Genomic DNA, 25,323 nt, shown 5'->3' with positions numbered 1-25,323 from the left:
AGACCGGCAAGGTGATTGTCCGGCAGGGATGGACGAGGCGATGGTGTTCGGTCGCAGGAAGAAGCTCATCACCCGGCTGCTGATCGTCGAGGACGAGCCGCTGATCGCGTTCGACAACGAATATGTGCTGAGCGACGGCGGCTATGAAGTGGTCGCGACGGTCGATCGGCTGGCGCTGGCGCTCGAAGTGCTGGAGGGCGAGGCGATCGACCTGGTGCTCGCCGACGTCAACCTGGCCGACGGCAGCGGCATCGATCTCGCGCGGCACGCCCATCAACGCGGCGTCCCGGTGATCTTCGCGACCGGCGAATGCCCCGATGGCGGGCGCGCCTTCGCGCACGGCTGCCTCGCCAAGCCCTATCGCCCCGCCGACCTGATCGCCGCGATCGCCGCGGTCGACGGCCAGATGCAGGGCGAGCGACCCCGTCGCCTGCCGCGCGGGTTCTCGCTGTTCGAGCAGCCCGCGGCAGCGTGAGCCGCGAGGCCCGAGCTACAATGCTTGAAGAGCGACGGCGTCAGTGTCTATCTGCGCGGCCATGACCGACGTTCTCAGCACCGCTGCTCCCTCGACCTACCGCATCCGTGGCGCCACGGGCGAGTGGGAAATCATCATCGGGCTGGAGGTCCACGCGCAGGTCACCTCGAACGCCAAATTGTTCTCGGGCGCGGCGACCGCGTTCGGTGCCGAACCCAACACGCAAGTGTCGCTGGTCGACGCGGCGATGCCCGGCATGCTGCCGGTGCCGAACCGCGAATGCATCCGCCAGGCGGTGCGCACCGGCATGGCGATCGACGCGAAGATCAACACCTGGTCGCGGTTCGACCGCAAGAACTATTTCTATGCCGACCTGCCGCAGGGTTACCAGATCAGCCAGCTCTACCACCCGCTGGTCGGCGAGGGCGCGATCGAGATCGCGCTGGAGGGCGAGGCGGAGCCGACCAAACGGATCGGCGTCGAACGCATCCATGTCGAGCAGGACGCCGGCAAGCTGATGCACGACCAGCATCCGACGCGGTCGTACGTGGACCTCAACCGATCGGGCGTCGCGCTGATGGAGATCGTGTCGAAGCCCGACATGCGCTCGCCGGCGGAGGCTGGCGCCTATCTCACCAAGTTGCGCTCGATCCTGCGCTATGTCGGGTCGTGCGACGGCAACATGGACCAGGGATCGATGCGCGCCGACGTCAACGTGTCGGTGCGTCGCCCCGGTGAAGCGTTCGGCACGCGAACCGAGACAAAGAACGTCAACTCGATCCGCTTCGTGATGCAGGCGATCGAGCACGAGGCGTCGCGCCAGGTCGACGTGCTTGAGGGCGGCGGGGCGATCGTTCAGGAAACGCGGCTGTTCAATCCCGACACCGGCACCACGCGGTCGATGCGGTCGAAGGAGGATGCGCAGGATTACCGTTACTTCCCTGACCCCGATCTGTTGCCGCTGGAACTCGACGAGGCGTTCCTGGCCGACTGCCGGGCGAGCCTGCCCGAACTGCCCGATGCCAAGCTCGCGCGGTACGAAGCGGCGGGGATCACGCCGTATCAGGCGAACGTGCTGACCGCCGAGGTCGAGACGGCGCGCTGGTTCGACGCGCTGCTGGACGAAGGCGCGAAGCCGGTCGCGGCGGCGAACTGGGTGTCGTCTGAACTGTTCGGTGCGCTCAACCGGCTGGGCAAGGATATCGGCGAGTCGCCGGTCGGCCCGGGTCAGGCGGCGGAGCTGCTCGCATTGGTCGCCGACGGCACGCTGTCGGGGAGCCTCGCCAAACAGGTGTTCGAGGTGATGCTGGAAACCGGCGATGCGCCGGGCAAGATCGTCGCGGAACGCGGCCTGAAGCAGACCAGCGACACCGGTGCGATCGAGGCGGTGATCGCCGACGTGCTGGCGAAGAATCCCGGCCAGCTCGAACAATATCGCGGCGGCAAGGAAGCGCTGTTCGGCTTCTTCGTCGGCCAGACGATGAAGGCGATGCAGGGCAAGGCCAACCCACAGGTGGTCAACGAGCTGCTGAAGAAGGCGCTGGGCTGACCTCCATCGCCATCCGCGCGGCCGCACCCGGCGACCATGACGAGGTCGCCCGGATCTGGCATGCGAGCTGGCTTTCGACGGGGCTGAGCGATGCTGATGGTCCCGACGTGCCGCAACTGCGTGCGCGGATCGACGAGGAACTCGCGCGCGGGTGGATGCTCACCATCGCGACCATCGACGGGCATATTGCGGGAATGCTGGCCATCCGCCCGCCCATGCTCGACCAGTTGTTCGTCGCACCGGCGTGGCAGGGCAGGGGTGTCGGCCGGGCGCTATTCGCCGAGGCCCGGCACCGGATGCCCGGCGGCTTCACGCTCTGGACGCAACCCGACAATATCCGCGCGCGACGCTTCTACGAGCGGCAGGGGATGGCTTTGATCTCGATCGGCCCCCGCGCCGACAAACCCGGACAGGTCGTCGTGCACTACGAATGGCGCCCGGTCTGATCGTTGCGGTCCTGCTCGCCGCGGCCTAGGCTTCGCCGCGAGAGGAGTTCGCGAATGACGAGGATGGTGGCGATACTTGCCGGGTTGTTGGCATTGCCGGCGTTGGCGCAGACGTCGCCCACGCCGCTCCCCACCACGCCGGCCCCGCCATTGCCGCGCGTCGCGGTCGAGACGAGCGTCGGCCGCTTCGTGATCGAGGCCGACACGCGCCGGGCGCCCGTCTCCGCTGGCAATTTCCTGCGCTATGTCGAGCAGAAGCGGCTCGACGGCGTGACGTTCTACCGGGTGTCGAAGGTCGCCGACCATTTCGGCTTCGTCCAGTTCGGCGTCGACGGCGACTTCAAGCGGATGCTGCCGCCGATCAAGCACGAGCCGACCTCGCAGACCGGGATCAAGCATACCGACTTCACCCTGTCCTCGCCGCGCAACGCCCCCGGCACCGCGCGCGGCGAGTTCACGATCATGCTCGGCGACCAGCCCGGCATGGACGCCGGCAGCGCCGACCCCGCCGACAAGCTCGGCTATGCCGCCTGGGGCCATGTCGTCGAAGGGCAGGACGTCGTCCTCAAGATCTTCGACGCCCCTGACAGCCCGACCAAGACGCTGCGCGGATCGTTCAAGGGCGAGGTACCGGTCGCGCCGGTGAAGCTGATGACGGCGCGGCGGGTGAGGACGCCCTGAACCCGCGCGCTTGCCTCGGCCACCGGCCACGATAGGCTGAGGGCACGTCATCGCGATTCGCCGATGACGCAAAGGGGGAAGCACATGAAAGCGCCAGACTGCGCCGCGATCGCGGCGGCCACGATGCTGTGCGCGTCGCCGGCGTTCGCGCAGGATGCGGCGGTCGCGGGCACGCGCACATATCTGCCGGACAGCGTCTCGCCGTTCGGCCTGCCCAAGGGCGGTGACGCCGCGGGCGACGGCAGCGCCGTGACGATGCCCAAGCTCGATTTCAAGGGAGACGGGACGGAAGCGGCGGACTTCGACAAATATTACGTCTTTCACCGTGACAATACGACCTTCGCGACGGCCTATGCCGATCTCGCCGAATGCGACGGCTATGCGCGAGGATTGCAGAGCGGCATCGCGTATCAGCAGGCGCCCTATCCCTACACATACACGATGGCCGGCGCGGTCGGCGGCGCACTCGCCAACGTGATGGTGGCGGCGATCTTCGGGTCGGGTGAGAAGCGGCGGGCGCGCCGCACCAACATGCGCACCTGCATGCATTTCAAGGGCTATGGCCGCTACGGCCTGCCGAAGGCGGTGTGGGAGCCGTTCAACTTCGAGGAGGGGCTGGGCAGCGTGAGCGAGGAGAAGCGCCAAGTCTATCTTCGGCAACAGGCCGCTGTCGCATCGACCGGTGTCGTCCAGGGAAAGGATCTGGGGCTGTGAAGATGACCGTCATCGCGGCGCTCGCCGCCTGCGCGCTCGCGTTGCCGGCGCTGGCGAAGGACAAGCCGCCCGTGTTCGTCGGCGCCGCCGTCGTCAAGGACAGCCCGACGGTCGCGTTCGACAAGACCAAGGCCTACATCATGCTGCGGTCCGACATGCCGATGTCGCTGTATCTGATGAGGATTCCCAGTGCGGAGGATCAGGCGGCGTACGACAAGCTTCGCGCCGACGCCTTCGCCAAGGCCCATGACAAATATGTTCGGAAACAGGCATCGTATGAGCGGGCGGTGCAGGATGCGAAGTCCGGCCGCAACGGTCAGGCCGGCATGGTGCTGCCCGACAAGCCGGTCGAGCCGACCGAGGCCAATTTCGAGTTCACGCCCTTCGGATTGATGGCCGATGTCGCGATGGGGCCGCTGAATCGCTTTGCCAAGGGCGACGGGGGTGCATCGACCTATCTGGAGGCGGTCGCGCCGGGGGATTACCGCGTGTACGGCCCGCTGATGGTCAATCCGGGGCAGGGCGTGGCGGGGACATGCTTCTGCATGGGGAGCGTCGGCTTTACCGCAAAGGCGGGCGAGATCGTCGATCTCGGCATCGTGCGGGCCCGGGAAAATCTGCCGGGCAGGCGGCCTGACGGCGATTCGTCCGCACCCATGCAGGTCAGCGACGCGGCATTCTTCTCCGCGCCATCCGCCGACATGAAGCCGGATATGCGCGTGGCGGCATTGCCGGTCGTACCCGCCGACTTCTATGCGGTCGGTAAATTGCCGAACTATTACGGTGTCACGATCAGCCGGATGGCGCCGATCCCGGGCGTACTGGAATATGACCGCGACCGGATCGTGGATTTGCGCAAGCGATAGGGTGATCGCCCGCGACGCAGCAAGTGCGTCGCGGGCGATCGGTCATTGCGCGTCGTCGTTCTGGTTTCGCACCTCGCCGCGGGAGGCGTTGTCGGCATTATCTAGCGCCTGCTCGACGCTGCCCTGCTTGTCACGTTTCTCATCCCGCGGCGGACTGTCGGGATGTTGGTCGCGGTCGGTCATGTCGGTCATCCTTGCGGGTTGGCGGGGCCGGTCGGTTGTTCGCCGGGGGAGGGGATGTCGATGTCGGGGCCGGGCGGGCTGATCTCCGGCGGGGGCGCGTCGGGTTGGCCGGGCTGGCTGGGCTGGGGCGGCAGTTCGGGGGGCGGCTGGGTGGCCATTTCGGTTTCCTTTCAGCCGCTTCAACGCATCCGCGCGATGCGGGTTGCCCCGGCCCCTTGCATTGGCTAGAGCGCGCGCCACACCGGCGGTGTCCCATGCGGGCGTGGCGGAACTGGTAGACGCAGCAGGTTTAGGTCCTGCCATCGCAAGATGTGGGGGTTCGAGTCCCTTCGCCCGCACCAGTTGCGTTGACTCGAAAGCGTGCGGGGCACGCTTTCGGCAACGCAACTCCCGAGCGCAAGCGAAGGGGTCGCCGCGCTCTCTACGAAATTTGAAAAGGCCAGAGATGCAGACTGTCGAGACGTTGAACGAGGGCCTCAAGCGCGCCTACACCCTGACCATCACCGCCAAGGAGATCGACGCGAAGGTCGATGCCGAGGTGAAGAAGGTCGCGCCGCAAGTGCGCATGCCCGGCTTCCGCCCCGGCAAGGTGCCCGCCAACCTGATCCGCAAGATGCACGGCGAATCGCTGGCGCAGGACGCGCTGAACTCGGCGATCCAGGAAGGCATCCAGAAGCTGATCGCCGACAACCGCCTGCGTCCCGCGATGCAGCCGTCGGTCGCGCTCGAGGACGAATATGCGGCCGGCAAGGACGCCAGCCTGACGATCGAGATGGAAGTCCTGCCCGACGTGCCGACGCCGTCGATCGACGACCTGAAGCTCGAGCGGCTGACGGTGCCGGCCGATGACGCCGCGGTCCAGGCGCAGCTCCAGAAGTTCGCCGAGCAGCAGAAGACGTGGAACGACGCCAAGGACGGCTACAAGGCCAAGTCGGGCGACCTCGTCACGGTCGATTTCGTCGGCAAGACCGCCGACGGCGTCGCGTTCGAGGGCGGCACCGGCACCGACATGGGCGTCGAGATCGGTAGCGGTCGCCTGATCCCCGGGTTCGAGGACCAGGTCATCGGCGTTAAGACGGGCGACGAAAAGACGATCAACGTCACCTTCCCCGACGATTACCCGGCCGAGAACCTGAAGGGCCAGCCGGCGACGTTCGACCTGACCGTCAAGTCGGTGAAGACCGCGGGCGAGACTAAGATCGACGACGCGCTGGCGACGTCGCTCGGGCTCAAGGACCTGGAGCAGCTGACCGGCCTGCTCAAGGGGCAGGTGGAGCAGGAGCTCAACGGCCTGACGCGGACGTACATGAAGCGCAAGCTGCTCGACCAGCTCGCCGCCGGCCACGATTTCCCGGTGCCGCCGTCGATGGTCGAGGCCGAGTTCAATCAGATCTGGGAACAGCTGAAGCACGAAGCGACGCACGAGCCCGATCCCGCCGCCGCGCTGGCGGAGATGGAGAAGGAGCGCGACGACTATCACGCGATCGCCGAGCGTCGCGTGCGGCTGGGCCTGCTGCTGTCGGAGATCGGTCAGGCGAACGGCGTCGAGGTCAGCCAGCAGGAAATGAACCGCCTGATCGCGCAGGCCGCGCAGCAATACGGTCCCGAGGACCAGAAGCGCTTCATCCAGTACATCCAGCAGGAGCCGATGGCCGCCGCCCAGCTGCGCGCGCCGCTCTATGAGGACAAGGTCGTCGACTTCCTGTTCGACAAGGCCGCGATCAGCGATCGCGACGTGACGCGTGCGGAACTGGAGGCCGCGATCGAGAGCGACGACGGCTTCGCGACCGGCACCCACACGCACGACCACGACAACCACAAGCCGAAGGCGAAGAAGGCCGCGGCCAAGAAGGATGCGGGCGAAGCGAAGGCCGACACCGCCGAGCCGGCGAAGAAGCCGGCCGCCAAGGCGAAAAAGGCCGACAAGCCCGCCGCCGAGCCCGCCGCGACCGACGACAAGCTGGTCGAAGCCGAGCCGGTGAAGAAAGCCGCGACCAAGAAGGCGCCCGCCAAGGCCGACGCCGCCAAGCTCGACGACGCGCCCGCCAAGAAGCCGGCCGCGAAGAAGGCGCCGGCGAAGAAATAACGCCGATCCGTCACCCCGGCCTTGTGCCGGGGTCGACGGTGCCGCAAGCTGGGCGCAAGAGGTGCTAGCCTTGCGCTGATCCTCCCGGTGGACCCCGGCACGAGTCCGGGGTGACGATTGGGGGTTGTCGTGTCCGAACCACGCATCGCAGTCCTGCTGCCCTGCTACAACGAGGAGGCGGCGATCGCGCAGACGGTCGCGGGGTTCCGTGCCGCGTTGCCGGGCGCGGCGATCTACGTGTACGACAACAACAGCCGCGACGGCACGGTCGCGGTCGCGCGCGAGGCCGGGGCGATCGTTCGCGGCGAGCGGATGCAGGGCAAGGGCAACGTCGTCCGTCGCATGTTCGCCGACGTCGATGCCGACATCTACGTCATGGCCGACGGCGATGCGACCTATGATCCCGTCGCCGCCCCCGCGATGGTTGCGAAGCTGATCGACGAAAAGCTCGACATGATCGTCGGCACCCGCGTGCACGAGGCGGCGGAGGCGTACCGGCGCGGGCACGTGATGGGCAATCGCGCGATGACCGGGCTGCTCGCCGGCCTGTTTGGGCGCAGCTTCACCGACATCTTCTCGGGCTATCGCGTATTCTCGCGGCGGTTCGTGAAGAGTTTTCCGGTACTGTCAGGCGGGTTCGAGATCGAGACCGAGATCAGCGTCCACGCGCTCGAGCTGCGCATGCCGGTCGGCGAGGTCGAGACGCGCTATTTCGCGCGGCCGGAAGGGTCGGAGTCGAAGCTCAGCACCTATCGCGACGGCTGGCGGATCATGAAGACGATCGCGACGCTCTATCGCATCGAGCGGCCGTTGCTGTTCTTCGGCATCATCGGCGGGTTGCTCGCGCTGGTCGCTGTCATGCTCGGCATCCCGCTCGCGATCACCTATTACCACACGCATCTGGTGCCGCGCTTCCCGACCGCGATCCTGGCGATGGGCCTCGTCCTGCTGGCGGCGCTCAACGGGTTCGCCGGGCTGATCCTCGACACGGTGGTGCGCGGGCGACGCGAGGTGCGGCGACTGGCGTATCTCGCGCATGTCGCGCCGGGTGCGTGAAAGTATTCGATCCGCTCGCCTGAGTTTAACTTGCGGTTAACATAAGATAAAGCATAGGCGCCGTTGACCAGGCCCTGGGGGAGGGCCGCGCCGTCGGGAGGCTAGTGGGGGCCGGATGCTGAAACGAATGCTGGCCGGTACCGGACTCGGCAGTGCGGCGGTACGGCTGCGGGATCGCTGGGAACTCGTGCGATCCGCGTTCGACGGGTCGCTGGAAATCGGCGATCGCCGCAACAATTCGATCGCCAGTCAACTCATCACGCACCTGCGCACGCCGGGCAAGACGTTCGTCGACGTCGGCGCGCATATCGGATCGGTGCTGGGCGAAGTCGCGCGCAATTCGCGCGGCAAGGTGATCGCGTTCGAGGCGATCCCGGCCAAGGCCGTGCACCTGCGCAGGAAATTCCCGACCGTGACGGTGCACAACGTCGCGCTGCTCGACCGTGACGGCGAGACGCGCTTCTTCATCGACAATGCGCAGAGCGGGTACAGTTCGCTGTCGCAGCGGCAGGGTGACGTGACCGAGATCGTCGTGCCGGTCGCGCGGATGGACGCGTTTATCACCGAGGACGATGTCGACGTCATCAAGATCGACGTCGAGGGCGCCGAACTCGGCGTGCTGCGCGGGGCGGAGGGCGTGATCGCCCGCTGTCGCCCGGTGGTGATGTTCGAAAGCGGCCCGGGCGACGTGCTCGGCTACACCAAGGAAGCGATGTGGCGCTGGTTCGACGAGCGCGATTACCGCATCTATTTCCCCGACCGCATCTCGCGCGCGGCGCGCGCCGCGACGCTCGACGTGTTCATCGACAGCCACGAATATCCGCGCCGGTCGATGAACTATTTCGCGATTCCGGCTGAACGGATGGACGAGATCGCGGCGCGGGCGCGGGAAATCCTGCACGAAACGGTGCATTGATGCGTCGGCGCGGACGCCCGCGCCGTCAGAAGTCGCTCTTCCCGAACCGCGCGACACCTTGGTTGACCCCGGGCGGGTCGAGCACGCTGGTGTCGAGCGCGATCGGCTCGCCGATCCACTGTGCCAGGCTGGTATGGTCGGCGAGGTCGTCGTCGGTCAGCGGATGGATCAGCGCGCGCAGGCCCGATTGTTCGATCGTCGCCGCGATCGCATCGCGGTCGCGCGCTCGGAAATGAATCTCGAACTGCGGGATCGGATGCGGGCCGACCGAGCGATCCGTCAGGCTACCGGTGAAGAGGATCGGCGAGGCCGGTTGCGCCGTCATCTCCTCGAATTTGTCGTGCAGCGTCATCGCAGCGGCGCGTTCATCGGCCTCGTAATAGATGTGGGCGTGCCAAGGTGAGTCCGGACTGCTCATCGACAGCTCATCCCACCCCGGCGAAGGCCGGGGCCCAGTATCAGGCCAGTCGCAACTGGACCCCGGCCTTCGCCGGGGAGGCGGTTGGGGAGGGACGCAGTCATTCGGCGACCAGCCCGAGCGCGAACAAACTCTCCCCGCTCGCCACGATCGCTTCCTCGCTCGAGCGGAAGCGCCAGCCCAGCACTTCGCGCGCCTTGGCATTGCTGGCATTGGCGCGGATGCCGAGCCGTGGGATCGCCTCGCGCGCCAGCGGATTGACGATCGCGACCAGCCGCACCAGCCAGTCGGGCAATTCCCGCAGCTTCGCCTTGGCGCCGCGCGGACCCAGGCCCTGCCGCAGTATCTCCGCCATTTCGTGGAACGACAGCGCCGGGCCGGCGACCGCCAGGAACCGCTGGCCCGCCGCCTCCGGCGCGGTCATCGCCTTGACCTGCATCCCCGCCACGTCGCGCACGTCGACCGCCCCCATGTAGAGCCTGGGCACGCCGGGCAGCTTGCCCTCGATCACGCGCTTCACCAGTTCGACCGAGGTAGACAGGTCGCCATTCAACGCCGGGCCGAAGATGCCGACCGGATTCACCACCGCGAGCTCGGGGGCGCCAACTTCCGAGCCGATAAAGTCCCACGCCGCGCGTTCGGCGAGCGTTTTCGACTTCATATAGGGCTGAACCGCGGGCTGTTGGACATCAGTCCAGTCGGCCTCGGTATAGTCGGCATCGCGGTCGCCATGGCCATAGCCGATCGCGGCGAACGACGAGGTCAGCACGACTCGCTTCACGCCCGCGTCGCGCGCCGCGCGGAGCACGCGGAGCGTGCCGTCGACGGCGGGGCGGATCAGTTCGTTCTCGTCCTTGGGCTGGGCGATCGGGAAGGGAGAGGCGACGTGCTGGACATAGTCGCATCCCGCGACCGCCTCCGCCCAGCCGGCATCCTGTTCGAGGTCGGCGGCGAAGAAGCTCAGCCGGTCGAGACCGCTCGCCCCCGCCTGTGCCAGCGCGTCGCGGACCGCGGCTTCCTTCGCCAGGCTGCGCACCGTCGTCCGCACGATGTGGCCGTCCGCCAGCAATTGCAGGATGACGTGCCCGCCGACGAACCCCGACCCGCCGGTGACCAGAACTGTGCTCATGACCGTTCTCCCTTTCCGACAAGGTGGCGACGGCCGCGTCCCGGCGCAAGCGGGCTGGCAATGTTGGACTTGCCCTGTCATGCTCCGCCGGCACGGCTTGCATCCGGCGGCGCGTCGACCGGCCGCGCCGCGTCACCTTCGCCAACTTCCGTTCACCAAGCCGCCCCCTTGCGCCCCGCATCCCGAGCGCCGATGTAGGGCGGACCAGGGCATAAGGACCAAGAGACTTCCCATGATGAATCCGTTCGAAACCGGCCAGTTCACGCCTCCCGGCTTCCAGATCGATCCCGTGACCGGCGGGCTGGTGCCGATCGTCATCGAACAGTCCAACCGCGGCGAGCGCAGCTTCGACATCTATTCGCGGCTGCTGCGCGAGCGGATCATCTTCGTCGTCGGACCGGTCGAGGACCATATGGCCTCGCTCATCACCGCGCAGCTGCTCTTCCTCGAGTCCGAGAACCCGAAGAAGGACATCTTCATGTACATCAACTCGCCGGGCGGCGTCGTCACGGCGGGCATGGCGATCCACGACACCATGCAATACATCCGTCCGCGCGTCGGCACGGTGTGCATCGGCCAGGCGGCGTCGATGGGCAGCTTCCTGCTGGCGGCGGGCGAGCCGGGCATGCGCGTCGCGCTGACCAATGCTCGGATCATGATCCACCAGCCGTCGGGCGGCGCGCAGGGCATGGCGTCGGACATCGAGATCCAGGCGAAGGAAATCCTGCGTATCCGGCACCGCATGAACACGCTCTATGCGAAATATACCGGCCAGCCGATCGAGGTGATCGAACGCGCGATGGACCGCGACAATTTCCTCGAGGCCGAGGAAGCGAAGGCGTTCGGGCTGGTCGACGAGGTGTTCGACAAGCGCCCGGCGCCCGCGGACGAAGCGCAGGCGGCGTAAACGCTGGCGAAAGGCGATCGTCGTAAACGCCTTATTTTGGTGATTGTGGTAATGAAGAGCGTCGGGTTACACTGCCCGACGCTCAAGCCCCCGTCGGGGCGAAGGAAAGTTTGAATGACGAAACTCAGCGGCGGCGATTCCAAGAGCACGCTCTATTGCTCGTTCTGCGGCAAGTCGCAGCACGAAGTCCGCAAGCTCATCGCCGGCCCGACCGTGTTCATCTGCGACGAATGCGTCGAGCTGTGCAACGACATCATCCGCGAGGAAACCAAGTCCGCGCTGGTCAGCAAGAAGGACGGCGGGGTGCCGACCCCGCAGGAAATCTGCGACGTGCTCGACGATTACGTGATCGGCCAGCGCCGCGCCAAGCGCGTGCTGTCGGTGGCAGTGCACAACCATTACAAGCGGCTCAACCACGGCGCCAAGGGCGCCGATGTCGAGCTCGCCAAGTCGAACATCCTGCTGGTCGGTCCGACCGGCTGCGGCAAGACGTTGCTCGCGCAGACGCTAGCGCGCATCCTCGACGTGCCGTTCACGATGGCCGATGCGACGACGCTGACCGAGGCCGGTTACGTCGGCGAGGACGTCGAGAACATCATCCTCAAGCTGCTCCAGGCCTCGGACTACAACGTCGAGCGGGCACAGCGCGGGATCGTCTATATCGACGAGATCGACAAGATTTCGCGCAAGGCCGAGAACCCCTCTATCACCCGCGACGTGTCGGGTGAGGGCGTGCAGCAGGCGCTGCTCAAGCTGATGGAAGGCACCACCGCTTCCGTGCCGCCGCAGGGTGGCCGCAAGCATCCGCAGCAGGAGTTCCTGCAGGTCGACACCACCAACATCCTGTTCATCTGCGGCGGTGCGTTCAGTGGCCTCGAGAAGATCATCGCCGATCGCCAGCAGGGCAAGTCGATCGGTTTCGGCGCGTTCGTCGCGAGCCCCGAGGAGCGGCGTACCGGCGAAGTGCTCAAGAACGTCGAGCCCGAGGATCTGCTGAAGTTCGGCCTGATCCCCGAATTCGTCGGCCGTTTGCCGGTGATCGCGACGCTGGAAGACCTCGACACGACGGCGCTGGTCAAGATCTTGAGCGAGCCGAAGAACGCGTTGGTCAAGCAGTACCAGAAGTTGTTCGACATGGAGGACGTGAAGCTCGGCTTCACCGACGACGCGCTATCGACCGTCGCCAAGAAGGCGATCGATCGCAAGACCGGCGCGCGCGGGCTCCGGTCGATCCTGGAGGGCATTCTACTCGACACGATGTTCGACCTGCCCGGCATGGACGGGGTCGACGAGGTGATGATCGACAAGGACGTGGTGCTCGGGTCGAAGGAACCGATCCGCGTCTATGCCGAGAAGAAGAAGGCGGGCGACGCGGCCTGATCCGTGACGGCGGCGGCGATCCGAGAGGCAACCGCCGCCGACCGCACCGCCATCGCCGCGATGCTCGGGCGGGCGTTCGCCGACGATCCGGCGATGTCGTACGTCTTTCCCGATCCCGTGGTGCGTACGAAACGCCTGCCGCGGCTGTTCGCGCTGTTGTTAGATGAAGATTCGGCCGGGATGCGCCTCGTCACCGGCCACTCGCAGGCGGCGACCCTGTGGCAGGCGCCGGGCCGCACGCCGCCGAGCCTCGTTTACATGCTCCGCCATGCTCTGCCGCTGATCGGCGCGCTCGGCACCGCGATCCCGCGCGCGTTGCGCGTCGCCGATGCGATCGACGAGCATGCCCCGCCGCAGCGGCACTGGTACCTCCACATCGCCGGGGTCGATCCGGGTTCGCAGGGGCAGGGGCTCGGCAAGGGCTCGATCCGCGAAGGTCTCGCCCGCGTGGCGGTCGATGGCATGCCCGCCTATCTGGAGACCGCGACCGAAAGCAATGTCGGCCTCTATCAATCGCTCGGCTTCGCGGTCACCGGCGAGTGGCACGTGCCGAAGGGCGGCCCGAAATTCTGGTCGATGCTGCGACCGCCCGATTAGGCAACCAACCGGTCGCTCGACAACCTCAAAAAACCCCTGGCACGAACCGCTTCACGCGGTTGGCATAGGCGTCGTAAGCCGCGCCGAATTGCGTGCGAAGCAGATATTCCTCGCGCGCCACGCGCATCCAGGTGCCGAGCGCGAATACCGGTATCGCGACGATCAGGTTGCGAGTGTGGCCGAACGCGATCGCCATCGCGAACATGAAGAACGACATCGCGACGTAGATCGGGTTGCGCACCCATTTGAACGGGCCGCTTTCGACGAGCAGATGGTCGCTGCGGGTCTGGGCGACGATCGCCCAGTTCTTGCCCATCGCGCGGGACGAGGCGTTGAACAGTGCGACCGCGCCGAACATCAGGGTCGCGACGACGATCGCTTCGGCGATCGCCCGCGGCGAGGCGGGGTCGAGCGCCGCGTCGATCCGGCCGAACCCGGCAATGCCGATCCCAACGCCCTGCACAATGATCCACAGCCGCGTCATCGGCGCCATCTGCGCAACGTTGGCCGCAGGAGCCGCCCTGACGCGCGATCGCGCGACCAGGAGCGCGACGAAAAACGCCGCGAAACCGAGGGCGATGACCAGCAGGCTGGGCCAGCCGACCGGATCTTGCGGGATTTGAGCGATCATCGGCGCCTCTCTAGCGATCGTGCATCACTGCGATCATGCAGCCTAAGACGGCTTGCGCAACCCGGCCTGATAATCCTCGACCGCCTTCGATCGCCGCAGCACGCGAGCATAGGGATCGACTACGACGTGCGCGTCGGCGGGGACGGCGATCGTCGCGGTGCCGCCCGGCATGTCGATGCGGCGTAGCTTGTTGTCGACCATCACCTCGATCGGCATCGGGAAGGGGAGGTCGTCGGGTGTCATCCAGATCAGGGTCAGCGTGGTTCCGGTGCGCGCTTCGACCAGATCGGGCAGCGCCGCGCGGCGCAGATAGACGTCGAAGAACCAGCGATAGTCCTTGCCGGTGACGCGTTTCACGAACCCCTCATATTCCGCGGTCGAGCCGTAGCGCGGCGCGAAATTGCCGGGGCGGGGGTCGGGGCGGCCATAGACTTCCAGCCGGGTGACGTCCCAGAAATCCTTGTCGCCGAGCAGCCAGCGCAGCGTGTGGAGCATCCACGCGCCCTTGTAATAGATGTCCTGTCCCGGGCCGCCCTTGTCGGCCTCGTACACTTCCTCCTCGGTGATCCAGCGGCCGCGGACGATCGGCACCTTGTTCTCGATCTTGTTGCGCTGGCTGTCCATCATCGTGGCGTAGCGAGCGAAGCCTTCGCGCCACAGCCCGTAGGCCGGCTGCATATATTCCTCATATCCCTCGTGCAGCCAGTAATCGTCCCAATTGGCCGCGGTGAGCTGGTTGCCGAACCATTCGTGGCCGAATTCGTGCTGGAACAGCCAGTCGAACCCCTCCGGCGCCTTCTTGTAGCCGTTGCCATAGGCGTTGATGGTCTGGTGCTCCATGCCCATGTGCGGGGTCTCGACCACGCCCATCTTCTCGTCGCCGAAGGGATAGGGGCCGACATTCGCCTCGTAGAAATCGAGCGTCGGCGCGAATTCGGCGAACAGCGCCTTCGCCTTCGCCTCCTCGCCCGGCAGATACCAGTAATACATCGGGATCGTGTTGCCGAAGCGGCTCTTATACTCGCCCGAAATCACCTCGTAGGGCGCGACATTGAGCGCGATCGCGTAGGTGTTGGGGTGCTTGACCGACCAGTTCCAGATGGTCCGCCCGTCGGGCAGCGTGTCGACGCCGCGCAGCACGCCGTTGGACGGCGCCTTCAGCCCCTTGGGCACGGTAATGTGGAGGTCGACGCGGCCGGGCTCGCCCTGCGGGAAGTCGAGGCACGGCCACAGGATGTCGCAGCCATAGCCCTCGGTCGTGGTGGCGAAGAACAATTGGCCGTCGGGCGTCTTCGACCAGACGACGCCGTCGTCCCACGGCGCCTTCACCGCGACGTGCGGCGTGCCGCCATAGGTGATCGTCGCCACCACCTTCTGCCCGGTCGCATAGCGGCGTGGCAGCTTGATCGTCAGCCGTCCTTCCGGATTGGCGAACGCGGCGCGGGGCAGGGGCTTGCCGTCGATCGCGATCGCTTGCGGTCCCAGATTGCGGTCGAGGTCTATCACCAGCACATCGAGCGGCGCCCTGGCGGTGAAGGTCAGCACCGCCTTGCCGCGCAACTGCTCGGTCGTCGGCAGGATTTCGAACGACAGATCGGCGGTGTCGAACTGGAGCTTGGCCTGATCGGGATCGATCGGTCCGCCGGACCGCTGCGTCTGCGCGGTCAGCGGCGGCTCGCCCTTCCTGGGCAACGCGACTTGCGCGCTCGCGGATGCCGCCAGCGCGCCACCGGCCGCCGCGATCAGCCAGCGATTGATGGAACGCTTACGCTTCCCATATAGATGGGCAAACGCGCCGCTGTCCGGCGCTCCCGGAGTGTTCATGACGACCCAATCCTTCCCCGTTCTGCCGTTGCGCGACATCGTGGTGTTTCCGCACATGATCGTGCCGCTGTTCGTCGGCCGCGACAAGTCGGTTGCCGCGCTGGAAACCGCGATGGCCGCCGACAAGGAAATCTTCCTGGTGGCGCAGCTCGATCCCGGTCAGGACGATCCCGGTCGCGACGACGTCTACGACATGGGCGTGATCGCGACGATCCTGCAATTGCTGAAGCTGCCCGACGGCACCGTGCGCGTGCTGGTCGAGGGCAAGGCGCGCGCCAACCTGGTGGCGCTGGAAGGGACGGGCGATCATCTGACCGCCGAGGTCGAGCGGATCGACCAGGACGTCGCGCCGACCATGGAAGTCACCGCGCTGATGCGGTCGGTGGTCGAGCAGTTCGAGAATTATTCGAAGCTCAACCGCAAGCTGCCGGCCGAGACGGCGGTACAGATGGGCGAGATCGACGACGCGTCGCGGCTGGCCGATTCGATCGCCGGCAACATCGCGATCAAGGTCGCCGAGAAGCAGGCGCTGCTGGTCGAGCTCGACCTCTCCAAGCGGCTCGAAATGGTCTATGCCTTCATGGAAGGCGAGCTCGGCGTCTTGCAGGTCGAGAAGAAGATCAAGTCGCGGGTCAAGCGCCAGATGGAGAAGACTCAGCGCGAATATTACCTCAACGAACAGTTGAAGGCGATCCAGCGCGAACTCGGCAACGAGGGTGAGGAAGGCGACGGCGACGAGATCGCCGAGCTGACCCAGAAGATCGCGACGCTCAAGCTGTCGAAGGAAGCGCGGACCAAGGCGACCGCCGAGCTGAAGAAGCTGAAGACGATGGCGCCGATGTCGGCCGAGGCGACCGTCGTGCGCAACTATCTCGACGTGCTGCTCGGACTGCCGTGGGGCAAGAAGTCGAAGCTGAAGAAGGACATCGCGGCGGCGCAGGCGGTGCTCGACGAGGACCATTACGCGCTGGAGAAGGTCAAGGACCGGATCGTCGAATATCTGGCGGTGCAGGCGCGGACCAACAAGCTGAAGGGCCCGATCCTGTGCCTGGTCGGCCCGCCGGGCGTGGGCAAGACCAGCCTCGGCAAGTCGATCGCCAAGGCGACGGGGCGCGAGTTCATCCGCCAGTCGCTGGGCGGCGTGCGCGACGAGGCCGAGATTCGCGGCCATCGCCGTACCTATATCGGCTCGCTGCCGGGCAAGATCGTCACCAACCTGAAGAAGGCCGGCGCGTCGAACCCGCTGTTCCTGCTCGATGAGATCGACAAGCTGGGCCAGGATTTCCGTGGCGATCCTGCGTCGGCCCTGCTCGAGGTGCTCGATCCGGAGCAGAACAACAAGTTCAACGACCATTATCTCGAAATCGACATCGACCTGTCGGACGTGATGTTCGTGACGACGGCGAACACGCTCAACCTGCCGCAGCCGTTGCTCGACCGCATGGAGATCATCCGGCTCGAAGGCTACACCGAGGACGAGAAGGTCGAGATCGCCGAACGCCACCTGATCGCCAAGCAGATCGAGACGCACGGGTTGAAGGACGGCGAGTTCGTCCTGACCAATGCGGGCCTGCGCGCGCTGATCCAGCGCTATACGCGCGAGGCCGGCGTGCGCACGCTGGAGCGCGAGATCGCGAAGCTGGCACGCAAGGCGCTGCGCCAGATCCTGGAGGGCAAGGCGACCAGCGTGACGATCACGCCCGACAACCTTCATGAATATGCCGGTGTGCAGAAGTACCGTCACGGTCTGTCGGAAACCGAGCACCAGATCGGCGCGGTGACGGGCCTGGCGTGGACCGAGGTCGGCGGCGAATTGCTGACGATCGAGAGTGTCACCGTGCCGGGCAAGGGCGCGATCAAGCTGACCGGCAAGCTGGGCGACGTAATGAAGGAAAGCGCCGAGACGGCGATGAGCTTCATCAAGGCACGCTCGCCGTCCTACGGCATCAAGCCGAGCCTGTTCGCGCGCAAGGACATCCACGTCCACCTGCCCGAAGGCGCGGTGCCGAAGGACGGGCCGTCGGCCGGGATCGGTTTGGTGACGTCGATCGTCTCGACGCTGACCGGCGTGCCGGTGCGGCGCGAGGTGGCGATGACCGGCGAGGTGACGCTGCGTGGGCGGGTGCTGCCGATCGGCGGGCTGAAGGAGAAGCTGCTCGCGGCGTTGCGCGGCGGGATCGAGACGGTGCTGATCCCCAAGGAGAACGAGAAGGACCTCGCCGAAATCCCGGCCAACATCCGCGAGGGTCTTACGATCGTGCCGGTCGAGCATGTCGACGAGGTGCTGCGGCTGGCGCTGACCGGTCCGCTCGAAGCGATCGACTGGACCGAGGCGGACGAGCTGGCGGCGCAACCGCCGGCGCCGATCGCACCCGCGGGTGAAATGCATCACTGATCTCGATCAGGCGGCAGATCGACCGGAATAGGGCCGAAACGGTCTGCCGCATAATCCTGCGACGAGACGATGGCGCGATGGAAACGGTTTGACTCGACCCGAGTCCATCGCCTTACTGCGCCGCCTGTCTCCGGAAGGAGGCGAGTCTCTTTCAGAACAACAAACTCAAAACGGGGGTTTCGAGTCCGATGAACAAGCAGGAGCTGATCGCTTCGGTCGCCGACACGGCGGGCCTGAGCAAGGGCGATGCATCCAAGGCCGTGGAGGCCGTGTTCGACGTGATCGGCGGCGCGCTCAAGAAGGGCGACGAGGTTCGCCTGGTCGGGTTCGGCACGTTCTCGGTGTCGAAGCGCAAGGCCTCGACCGGCCGCAATCCGCGCACCGGCGAGCCGATGACAATCAAGGCGTCGAGCCAGCCGAAGTTCAAGGCGGGCAAGGGGCTGAAGGACTCGGTCAACTGAGCTTGCGACCCTGACCCGGTCGGCGGGGGCGGGGCGTCTCGGCGACGCATCGTTTGCGGGGTTCGAGTCCCCGTCATGGGTCCCATTTACGGGCTGGACAACGGCCCGCCGATCGTCCTAAGGCGACGACATCGGGGCGACGCTGGACGTCGCCCCTTCCTTTTGCGGCTCCGCAATGGGGCAGGCGATCGGGCGCGTAGCTCAGCGGTAGAGCACACCCTTCACACGGGTGGGGTCACAGGTTCAATCCCTGTCGCGCCCACCATCGCGCAACGAGTGAGACGGATGAGCGTAGCTGATCCGCACGTTCGCCAGCGCGGCCGGCCTCGGCTCTGTCGAGGTCCGACGACGCGGCTCTGCCGCGGCGCGTTTCCGTGTGGCCGATATCGTATGCCGTCCGGGGAAGGCTGCGTAGCGGGACCGCGAGGCCGTCGGCAATCGTGAGCGCCGTTACGGCGTCATCTCGCCTGGCGCCGCGGCGAAGCCGCGTCGTCGACCGGCGCCTTTGGCGCCGTCGGCCGTGCTGGTCGGTGTGCGAACTAGCGTTGCTAGTTCGTCTCGCCGACTGCGCAAAAAAGGCGGCGCGCTTGCGCGCACCGCCTTTCCCCCTTTTGGGCTCCGATCCGAAGATCAGAACTTTGCGCTGAGCTCGAAACCCCAGGTCCGCGGCGGGTTGAGGTTGCCGTAATCGCCGAGGATACCGCCATAGTTGGTCGAAATCAGCGTGTTCGGCGTGCAGGCCGCCGTGCCGTTCAGGCCGTTGCTGCCGCAATAGTTGAGCACCGGCGACGAGTTCGCGGCCGAGCGGCGATAGATGTACGTATGGTCGAGCAGGTTGCGCACCCAGAACGCCAGCGTCACCTTGTTGCGGTCGCCGACATTGATGTCGGTGAGCGCGATGCGGCCGTTCATCACGAAGCTCGGGTCGGTCTTGGTCGGCTCGAGCTGGAAGCTGTACTGGCTGCTCGCATAGTTGGCGTCGAGGTGGAAGCGCACCTTGGTATCGCCAGCGGCTACCGGCACCTCGTAATCGATCGCGCCCGACGCCGCATTGTTCGGCGTGTAGACGATGTACAGCTGCTGCGCCGGGCCGCCCAAGGTCGGGTTCACCGCCGACGGTGCCTTCCAGTAGGTGTAGGCGTACGAGGCACTCAGCGTCAGTTCCGGAACCGGGCGCAACGTCAGATCCGCTTCGATACCCCGGATCTTGGTGTTGCCCGCATTCACCGTCTGCTCGATGTGGCTGTTGAACGTCGGGCTGCCCGCCTGCGTATCATAGATATCGAAGTCGAACTGCGTGTTCTTGCGGTCCATGATGTAGCCGGCAAGGTTCAGACGACCCTTGTGATCCCAGAAGTCCATCTTGGCGCCGACTTCGTACGACTTGACCGATTCCGGCCCGAACTGGTTGAAGCTCTGCGAGCGGTCGTTGGCGCCGCCGGCGCGGAAGCCGGTCGAGTACTTGGCGTAGAGATGGACGTCCTGCGTCGCATCGATCGCGACGTTGAACATCGGGTCGAACCGGCTGATGCTGTTCGAGAAGGTGAACCCCTGCGGCGTATTGTTGACCACGTAGAGCCGGCCGCGGCGCTTGTCCTTGGTCCAGCGACCGCCGGCCGTGAAGTGGAGCGAGTCCATTCCGTCCGGCGTGTAGGTCAGGTTGCCGAACACCGAGTAGTTGTGATCGTACGCTTCGCTGGCGCGCGTGATGAACTGGCAGCTGTTGGTGAACTGCGGAACGGTGGATGCCAGCGTGTTGCTGCACGACGGCGCGTAGGGCTGGTAGCCCGAATTGCCCGAGGTCACCGTGCCCGTCACGATCGGGCTGCGGATGACGTAGCCGGTGCCGTCGCCATTCCATTGGTTGCTCGACGGCGTCGCGGCGTATTCGGTGGCGTGCTCGGTATAGTAATAGGCGCCGAGCACGTAGTTGAAGCCGTTCGAGCTGCCGACCGCCTGGAATTCCTGGCTGAACTGGTGCTGGCGCAGGAACGAGAGGCTGTAGCGGCTGAACAGGCCGGTCGTCGCCGACACCGACGGCTGGAAGGTCACGCGAGCCGGACCGCCCGAATTGTCCCACTGGTCGGTCGAAACGCCGCGCCATGCGGTGATCGAGCGCAGTTCGAGCCACGGCGCCGCGGTGTAGCGCAGGTTGGCGGAGACGCCGTGCGTGATGTCGACGCTCGGCTGCTGCGGCACGCCGATATCGGCGCTGGTCTGACGCTGGGTGTGGACGTTGACCAGCGGGCCCTTCGGCGCGATGCAGACCGTGGCGCTGGTGCCGCCGCACGTGACTGCCGCGCCGTTCACGGCGGTCGGCAGGTATAGCTGCGTCCCGACGGCGCCGCTCACCGGGTTGGTGTAGGTGCCGACCTGATAGCCGTTCGGGTTGTAGCTCAGCAGCTGGCTGAACTGCGGCGTGTTGTCGTCCTTGGCATAGTCGTACGCGATGTCGGCGGTGAAGCCGTCGACCGGCTTCCAGCGCGCGGCGATGCGGCCGCCCTTGCGGTCGTAATAGTTCCAGCCGGTCGAGCCCGCGAGTGGGTCCTTCACGGTCGGATCCTGGTGCTGATAGACGCCGTCGAGCTTGATCGCGACATTGGCGAACGCCGGCAGGTCGATATGGACCTCGCTGCTGCGGCTGCCGTAATTGCCCAGGCCGGCCGAGATGCGGCCGTCGAACTCGCCGGTCGGCGCGCGGGTGACCAGCGACAGCGCGCCGCCTTCGGTGTTGCGGCCGAACAGCGTGCCCTGCGGACCCTTCAGCACTTCGATCCGCTCGATGTCGAACAGCGCGGCGTTGAGGCCTTGCGTCTTACCCAGCGCGACCCCGTCGATATAGACGCTGACACCGCCGTCACGCGCGGTCTGGTTCTGGTCGTAGGGGACGATGCCGCGGATACCGATGGTCAGCGCCGACTGGCGAGCTTCGAACGTGGCGACGCGCAGCGACGGGACGGTGCCGTCGGCCAGGTTGAACAGGCTCTGCACGTGGCGATCCTGCAACGCCTCGGTGCTCAGCACGCTGATCGAGATCGGCGTCTTCTGCAGGTTGGTCGCGACCTTGGTCGCGGTGACCACGATGTCCTGCAACGCGCCGGCTTCCTGCGGCGCGTCGGCGGCGGGAGCGGTGGTCGGCGCGGCCGGGCCGCTCGCGGCCTCCTGTGCCATGGCCGGCGATGCGGTCAGCGCCAGCGCGGCGCCGCCCAGCAGCAGATAACGGCGAAAGCCTCGGTCGAACGTCATTTTGTATCTCCCCGGTCGGCGCGTCATTGCGCTCGACAACCCGTTTGCGACGACCGTCACGTCCGGAATCGGTCCCGGCGCGGTGCGTCTGTCGCGGCGGTTAGGCCGGGATTGCGACAGGTCGGCGAAAGGACGGTGACGGTTGGGTAACGGTTCGATGACTCTTTTGAGACTCGACACGAAAACCGATTTCGCGCTGGGGTAAAAATGGTTGTCGCCAGCGCCGCTCGTTCGGCTAAACGTACCACGATGACACACTTCGGATACGTTGCGGGGCTAGCCGGAGGGATGGCGAGCGCATCATGCGATTGAAATTCAATCCTCGCGCGCGGGCTCTGCTCCGCCGGTTGCCGGCCGTGAACGTCTATTCGCTGGGCGAACTGGTGCTGCTCGCGGTGCTGGCAGTGCAGTGCGCGCGGCTGTTCTATGCGATGGTGACGCCGCTCGGTCCGCTCGGCGACTGGCGGATCGCGCCGGCAGGGGTCGGGGGGGCGCCCGGCTCGATCCTGTCGACGATCGATCCGTTCTTCCGCGTGTCGGGCGCAGGCGCGCCGGCGACGACGGTGACGTCGCTGCAACTGACGCTCTACGGCACGCGCCTCGACGATGCGTCGGGCCAGGCGTCGGCGATCATCGCCGGGCCGGACGGCGTCCAGAACAGCGTCGGCGTCGGCGAGGAGATCGTGCCGGGCGTGCGGTTGAAGGCAGTGGCGTTCGACCACGTCACGATCGAGCGCGGCGGCGTGCCCGAGGAACTCTATATCGATCAATCGGGCGGTCCCGCCTCGGCCAACCCCGCGTCGGCCCCGGCGCCGGGCGTGCCGAACACCCGCGCGGTCGACCCGGGCACCGTCACGGCCAGCCAGGTCCGATCGGACATCGCATTCTCGCCACGGATCGCCGATGGCCGGATTGCCGGACTGATCGTTCACCCCCAGGGTAACGGCACCGCATTCCATTCGATCGGCTTGCGCGACGGCGACGTCATCACCGTGGCGGGCGGGGTCCAGCTCAACGGCCCGGCCGATGTCGAGCGCGCGCTGGCGGGTCTCAAACCGGGTAGCGATCTGATGATTACCGTCGAGCGCGGCCAGCAGACGCTGCCGCTCGCCGTCACGATAAGGGGCCAATGAGAAAGCCGATCCTTGCCGCCGCGCTGATGGCGCTGGCCCTTGCCGAGCCGCTGGTCGCGCAGACGACGGTCAACGTGCGCGATGCGGACATCCGCGCGTACATCGCCGATGCCGCTCGCGTCACCGGTCGCACCTTCATCATCGACAGCCGCGTCCAGGGCAAGGTGACCGTCGTCAGCGAACGGCCACTGAGCAAGTCGGAATATTTCGAGACCTTCCTCTCGACGATGCGCGCCAACGGCTATGTCGCGGTGCCGACGAGCAACGGCGCCTTCCGCATCCAGCCGGTCGAAGGCGCAGCGGCGCAGCCGACCCGGGTCGGGTCGGCGGGTGCCAATCGCAATGCCTTCGTGACCGAGATCATCCGCCTGCGCTCGATCGACGCGACGCAAGCGCTCGACAGCGTGCGCGGGCTGGTCAGCGCGCAAGGGTCGGTCAGCGCCAATCGGGGCAGCAACTCGCTGGTCGTGGTCGATTTCGCCGACAACGTTCGCCGCGTGCGCGAGGTGCTGCGCCGGCTCGACACAGACGGGGCGGCGACGCGAATCGTGCCGTTGCAGCATGCGAGCGCCAAGGAGATCGCGACCGTCCTGACCTCGTTGCTCGGCGGCGGCGGCAGCGCGGGCGTGCCCAGCACCGGCACGTTCAACGCCAGCGTGGTCGCGGTCGAAAGCTCGAACTCCGTCCTTATCCGCGGCGATGCGAAGACCGTCGCGCGGCTGTCGGCGATCGCGCTCGACCTCGACCGCAAGGCGAGCCAGGGCCAGGAAATCCGCGTCGTGTTCCTGGAGAATGCCGATGCCGCGCAGCTGCTGCCGGTGTTGCAGCAACTGGTCGGCCAGCCGGTCACGCAGCCGCCTGAATCGCAGGGGCTGACCCCCTCGACCAACACGCTCAACGGCAACCAGTCGGGGAACGGCGCCACCGCCGGCACCACCGTCACCGCGCCGATCGCGGCGGCCACGCAAGTCGCGCAGGCGACCACCACGGCCGGCGGCACCCCCGCGATCACCGGCCTGGGCGGACGCAGCGCCGCGGTCATCACGCGCTTCACCGGCGCCAACGCGATCGTCATCGCGGCGCCGGCCGACGTCCAGCGGCAGTTGAGCGACGTCATCGCCAAGCTCGACACGCGCCGCGAACAGGTACTGATCGAGGCGATCGTCGCCGAAGTGTCCGACACGACCGCCTCGCGGCTGGGCACGCAGTTCGTGCTCGGCAACATCACCGGCGGGGCGTTCGCGGCGTCGACCTTCTCCAACTCCGCGCCCAACATCCTCCAGATCGCCGGCGCCATCGGCGCGCGCCAGCTGGCGACGACAACCACGACGGTCAACGGCACGACGACCGTCACGACCACCAACAACACCGCCAGCGACACGCTCGCGCAATCGGCGATCAGCTCGATCCTCAGTTCGTCGGGCGGGTTCGGCGGGTTCGGCGGGAAGATCGGCGACACGATCTTCGGCACGATCATCAATGCGGTGAAGAGCGACACCACGTCGAACCTGTTGCAGGTGCCGCACCTCATCACGATCGACAACCAGCAGGCGCACAGCCTGGTCGGGCAGGAAATCCCGATCACCACCGGGCAGGCGCTGTCGAGCAATTTCGACAACACGTTCCGCACGACCCAGCGCGAGAATGTCGGCATCTCGCTCGACGTCCGGCCGCAGGTCAATTCGGGCGGATCGGTGAAGCTCTATCTCCGGCTCCAGGTCAGTTCGATCGCCGGGCCGGTCAGCAGCGACAATTCGGACCTGATCCTCAACAAGCGCGAGCTCGAGACCGTGCAGATCGTCGACGACGGCCGCATTGCCGTGATCGGCGGGCTGTTGAGCGACGAGGAGCGCAACACGATCGAGAAGATCCCGCTGCTTGGCGACATTCCGGTGCTCGGCAATCTGTTCAAGTCGAAGGGCAAGTCGCGCAGCAAGACCAACCTGATGGTCTTCATCCGCGCCAGCATCATGAAGACGCCCGAGGATCTGCGCCGCACGACCGAGCAGCGCTACGGCTATCTGCGGTTGCAGGAGGCCGGGCAGCGGCCCGACGAGGAGCCGTCGATCGACCAGCTGGTGCGCGATTACATGGGCGCGGCCGCACCGATCCCGTCGGCGCCGATCCCCGGCAATATCGAGAATCCGCGCATCTCGGTGCCGACCGTCAAGACGACCACCACGCGGATCCGGCGCCAATGAACGTGATCCGGATCGGCGACGTGGTCGAG

At 66.4% G+C, this 25,323-nt stretch carries 23 protein-coding genes and 2 tRNA genes; 18 read left to right on the top strand and 7 right to left on the bottom strand.

Annotated features, from left to right (window positions below; genetic code table 11):
- Nucleotides 1–40 precede the first annotated feature (40 nt).
- The 6 genes from J0I47_RS05880 to J0I47_RS05855 all read left to right on the top strand — a co-directional run bounded on the left by J0I47_RS05880 (nucleotide 41) and on the right by J0I47_RS05855 (nucleotide 4,731).
- A complete protein-coding gene (locus J0I47_RS05880; RefSeq protein ID WP_294045896.1) occupies nucleotides 41–475 on the top strand; it encodes a response regulator in 435 nt (144 codons plus the stop codon).
- A gap of 61 nt (nucleotides 476–536) precedes the next feature.
- Nucleotides 537–2,024 carry an Asp-tRNA(Asn)/Glu-tRNA(Gln) amidotransferase subunit GatB gene (gene gatB, locus J0I47_RS05875; RefSeq protein WP_294045522.1) on the top strand — a complete coding sequence of 496 codons (1,488 nt, stop codon included), beginning with the start codon at nucleotides 537–539 and terminating at the stop codon, nucleotides 2,022–2,024.
- Between the two features lie 107 nt (nucleotides 2,025–2,131).
- A complete protein-coding gene (locus tag J0I47_RS05870; protein ID WP_294045521.1) occupies nucleotides 2,132–2,470 on the top strand; it encodes a GNAT family N-acetyltransferase in 339 nt (112 codons plus the stop codon).
- Between the two features lie 54 nt (nucleotides 2,471–2,524).
- Nucleotides 2,525–3,151 carry a peptidylprolyl isomerase gene (locus J0I47_RS05865; RefSeq protein ID WP_294045520.1) on the top strand — a complete coding sequence of 209 codons (627 nt, stop codon included), beginning with the start codon at nucleotides 2,525–2,527 and terminating at the stop codon, nucleotides 3,149–3,151.
- Between the two features lie 84 nt (nucleotides 3,152–3,235).
- Complete coding sequence (locus J0I47_RS05860) at nucleotides 3,236–3,865, top strand: hypothetical protein (protein WP_294045518.1); 630 nt, start codon at nucleotides 3,236–3,238, stop codon at nucleotides 3,863–3,865.
- A gap of 2 nt (nucleotides 3,866–3,867) precedes the next feature.
- On the top strand, nucleotides 3,868–4,731 hold the full coding sequence (locus J0I47_RS05855) for a hypothetical protein (RefSeq protein ID WP_294045894.1): 864 nt from the start codon (nucleotides 3,868–3,870) through the stop codon (nucleotides 4,729–4,731).
- 42 nt (nucleotides 4,732–4,773) lie between these two features.
- Here J0I47_RS05855 and J0I47_RS05850 read toward each other — a convergent pair whose 3' ends face one another.
- The gene (locus J0I47_RS05850; protein WP_294045517.1) at nucleotides 4,774–4,923 is read right to left on the bottom strand and encodes a hypothetical protein; all 150 of its coding nucleotides are present in this window, start codon (nucleotides 4,921–4,923) and stop codon (nucleotides 4,774–4,776) included.
- On the bottom strand, nucleotides 4,920–5,072 hold the full coding sequence (locus J0I47_RS05845) for a hypothetical protein (RefSeq protein WP_294045516.1): 153 nt from the start codon (nucleotides 5,070–5,072) through the stop codon (nucleotides 4,920–4,922). Before J0I47_RS05845 ends, J0I47_RS05850 begins: the two co-directional genes overlap by 4 nt.
- Nucleotides 5,073–5,170: 98 nt before the next feature.
- Between J0I47_RS05845 and J0I47_RS05840 the strand changes: the two genes are divergently transcribed.
- From J0I47_RS05840 to J0I47_RS05825, 4 genes are all read left to right on the top strand, one after another.
- A tRNA-Leu gene (locus tag J0I47_RS05840) sits at nucleotides 5,171–5,255 on the top strand.
- Between the two features lie 104 nt (nucleotides 5,256–5,359).
- Nucleotides 5,360–7,000, top strand: coding sequence for a trigger factor (gene tig, locus J0I47_RS05835; protein WP_294045515.1), 1,641 nt, complete (start codon nucleotides 5,360–5,362; stop codon nucleotides 6,998–7,000).
- 129 nt (nucleotides 7,001–7,129) lie between these two features.
- A complete protein-coding gene (locus J0I47_RS05830; protein ID WP_294045514.1) occupies nucleotides 7,130–8,056 on the top strand; it encodes a glycosyltransferase family 2 protein in 927 nt (308 codons plus the stop codon).
- A gap of 115 nt (nucleotides 8,057–8,171) precedes the next feature.
- Nucleotides 8,172–8,972, top strand: coding sequence for an FkbM family methyltransferase (locus J0I47_RS05825; protein ID WP_294045512.1), 801 nt, complete (start codon nucleotides 8,172–8,174; stop codon nucleotides 8,970–8,972).
- A 25-nt stretch (nucleotides 8,973–8,997) separates the two neighbouring features.
- On the opposite strand, the gene J0I47_RS05820 is transcribed toward J0I47_RS05825, so the two are convergent.
- Nucleotides 8,998–9,390 carry a DOPA 4,5-dioxygenase family protein gene (locus J0I47_RS05820; RefSeq protein ID WP_294045511.1) on the bottom strand — a complete coding sequence of 131 codons (393 nt, stop codon included), beginning with the start codon at nucleotides 9,388–9,390 and terminating at the stop codon, nucleotides 8,998–9,000.
- Between the two features lie 100 nt (nucleotides 9,391–9,490).
- A complete protein-coding gene (locus J0I47_RS05815) occupies nucleotides 9,491–10,519 on the bottom strand; it encodes an aldehyde reductase (protein ID WP_294045510.1) in 1,029 nt (342 codons plus the stop codon).
- 232 nt (nucleotides 10,520–10,751) lie between these two features.
- On the opposite strand from J0I47_RS05815, the gene clpP reads away from it, so the two are divergent.
- From clpP to J0I47_RS05800, 3 genes are all read left to right on the top strand, one after another.
- Nucleotides 10,752–11,426 (top strand): ATP-dependent Clp endopeptidase proteolytic subunit ClpP, encoded by a 675-nt coding sequence (gene clpP / locus J0I47_RS05810; protein WP_294045509.1) that lies wholly within the window; start codon nucleotides 10,752–10,754, stop codon nucleotides 11,424–11,426.
- A 114-nt stretch (nucleotides 11,427–11,540) separates the two neighbouring features.
- A complete protein-coding gene (gene clpX / locus J0I47_RS05805; protein WP_294045508.1) occupies nucleotides 11,541–12,806 on the top strand; it encodes an ATP-dependent Clp protease ATP-binding subunit ClpX in 1,266 nt (421 codons plus the stop codon).
- A 3-nt stretch (nucleotides 12,807–12,809) separates the two neighbouring features.
- Nucleotides 12,810–13,403, top strand: a complete 594-nt coding sequence (locus J0I47_RS05800; protein WP_294045506.1) for a GNAT family N-acetyltransferase — start codon at nucleotides 12,810–12,812, stop codon at nucleotides 13,401–13,403.
- Between the two features lie 25 nt (nucleotides 13,404–13,428).
- On the opposite strand, the gene J0I47_RS05795 is transcribed toward J0I47_RS05800, so the two are convergent.
- Both J0I47_RS05795 and J0I47_RS05790 read right to left on the bottom strand, forming a co-directional pair.
- Nucleotides 13,429–14,034, bottom strand: coding sequence for an isoprenylcysteine carboxylmethyltransferase family protein (locus J0I47_RS05795; protein ID WP_294045504.1), 606 nt, complete (start codon nucleotides 14,032–14,034; stop codon nucleotides 13,429–13,431).
- A 42-nt stretch (nucleotides 14,035–14,076) separates the two neighbouring features.
- Nucleotides 14,077–15,858 carry a M1 family metallopeptidase gene (locus tag J0I47_RS05790; protein ID WP_294045503.1) on the bottom strand — a complete coding sequence of 594 codons (1,782 nt, stop codon included), beginning with the start codon at nucleotides 15,856–15,858 and terminating at the stop codon, nucleotides 14,077–14,079.
- Here J0I47_RS05790 and lon point away from each other — a divergent pair.
- The 3 genes from lon to J0I47_RS05775 all read left to right on the top strand — a co-directional run bounded on the left by lon (nucleotide 15,857) and on the right by J0I47_RS05775 (nucleotide 18,979).
- Nucleotides 15,857–18,253, top strand: a complete 2,397-nt coding sequence (gene lon, locus J0I47_RS05785) for an endopeptidase La (protein WP_294045502.1) — start codon at nucleotides 15,857–15,859, stop codon at nucleotides 18,251–18,253. The genes J0I47_RS05790 and lon overlap by 2 nt on opposite strands.
- Before the next feature lie 188 nt (nucleotides 18,254–18,441).
- On the top strand, nucleotides 18,442–18,714 hold the full coding sequence (locus J0I47_RS05780) for an HU family DNA-binding protein (RefSeq protein WP_294040435.1): 273 nt from the start codon (nucleotides 18,442–18,444) through the stop codon (nucleotides 18,712–18,714).
- A gap of 190 nt (nucleotides 18,715–18,904) precedes the next feature.
- Nucleotides 18,905–18,979, top strand: a tRNA-Val gene (locus tag J0I47_RS05775).
- 365 nt (nucleotides 18,980–19,344) lie between these two features.
- Here the strand turns inward: J0I47_RS05775 and J0I47_RS05770 are convergent.
- Nucleotides 19,345–21,960 carry a TonB-dependent receptor gene (locus tag J0I47_RS05770; protein ID WP_294045500.1) on the bottom strand — a complete coding sequence of 872 codons (2,616 nt, stop codon included), beginning with the start codon at nucleotides 21,958–21,960 and terminating at the stop codon, nucleotides 19,345–19,347.
- Nucleotides 21,961–22,262: 302 nt separating this feature from the next.
- On the opposite strand from J0I47_RS05770, the gene J0I47_RS05765 reads away from it, so the two are divergent.
- Together J0I47_RS05765 and gspD are read left to right on the top strand one after the other, a co-directional pair.
- Nucleotides 22,263–23,093 (top strand): type II secretion system protein N, encoded by an 831-nt coding sequence (locus J0I47_RS05765; RefSeq protein ID WP_294045499.1) that lies wholly within the window; start codon nucleotides 22,263–22,265, stop codon nucleotides 23,091–23,093.
- The gene (gene gspD, locus J0I47_RS05760) at nucleotides 23,090–25,294 is read left to right on the top strand and encodes a type II secretion system secretin GspD (protein ID WP_294045498.1); all 2,205 of its coding nucleotides are present in this window, start codon (nucleotides 23,090–23,092) and stop codon (nucleotides 25,292–25,294) included. The genes J0I47_RS05765 and gspD overlap by 4 nt, the downstream gene beginning before the upstream one ends.
- Nucleotides 25,295–25,323: the final 29 nt, after the last annotated feature.

This window comes from Sphingomonas sp., assembly GCF_017304635.1.
Lineage (GTDB): Bacteria > Pseudomonadota > Alphaproteobacteria > Sphingomonadales > Sphingomonadaceae > Sphingomonas.
Note: the sequence above shows the minus strand (reverse complement) of the source record. Positions and strands in the feature narration are given on the sequence as shown.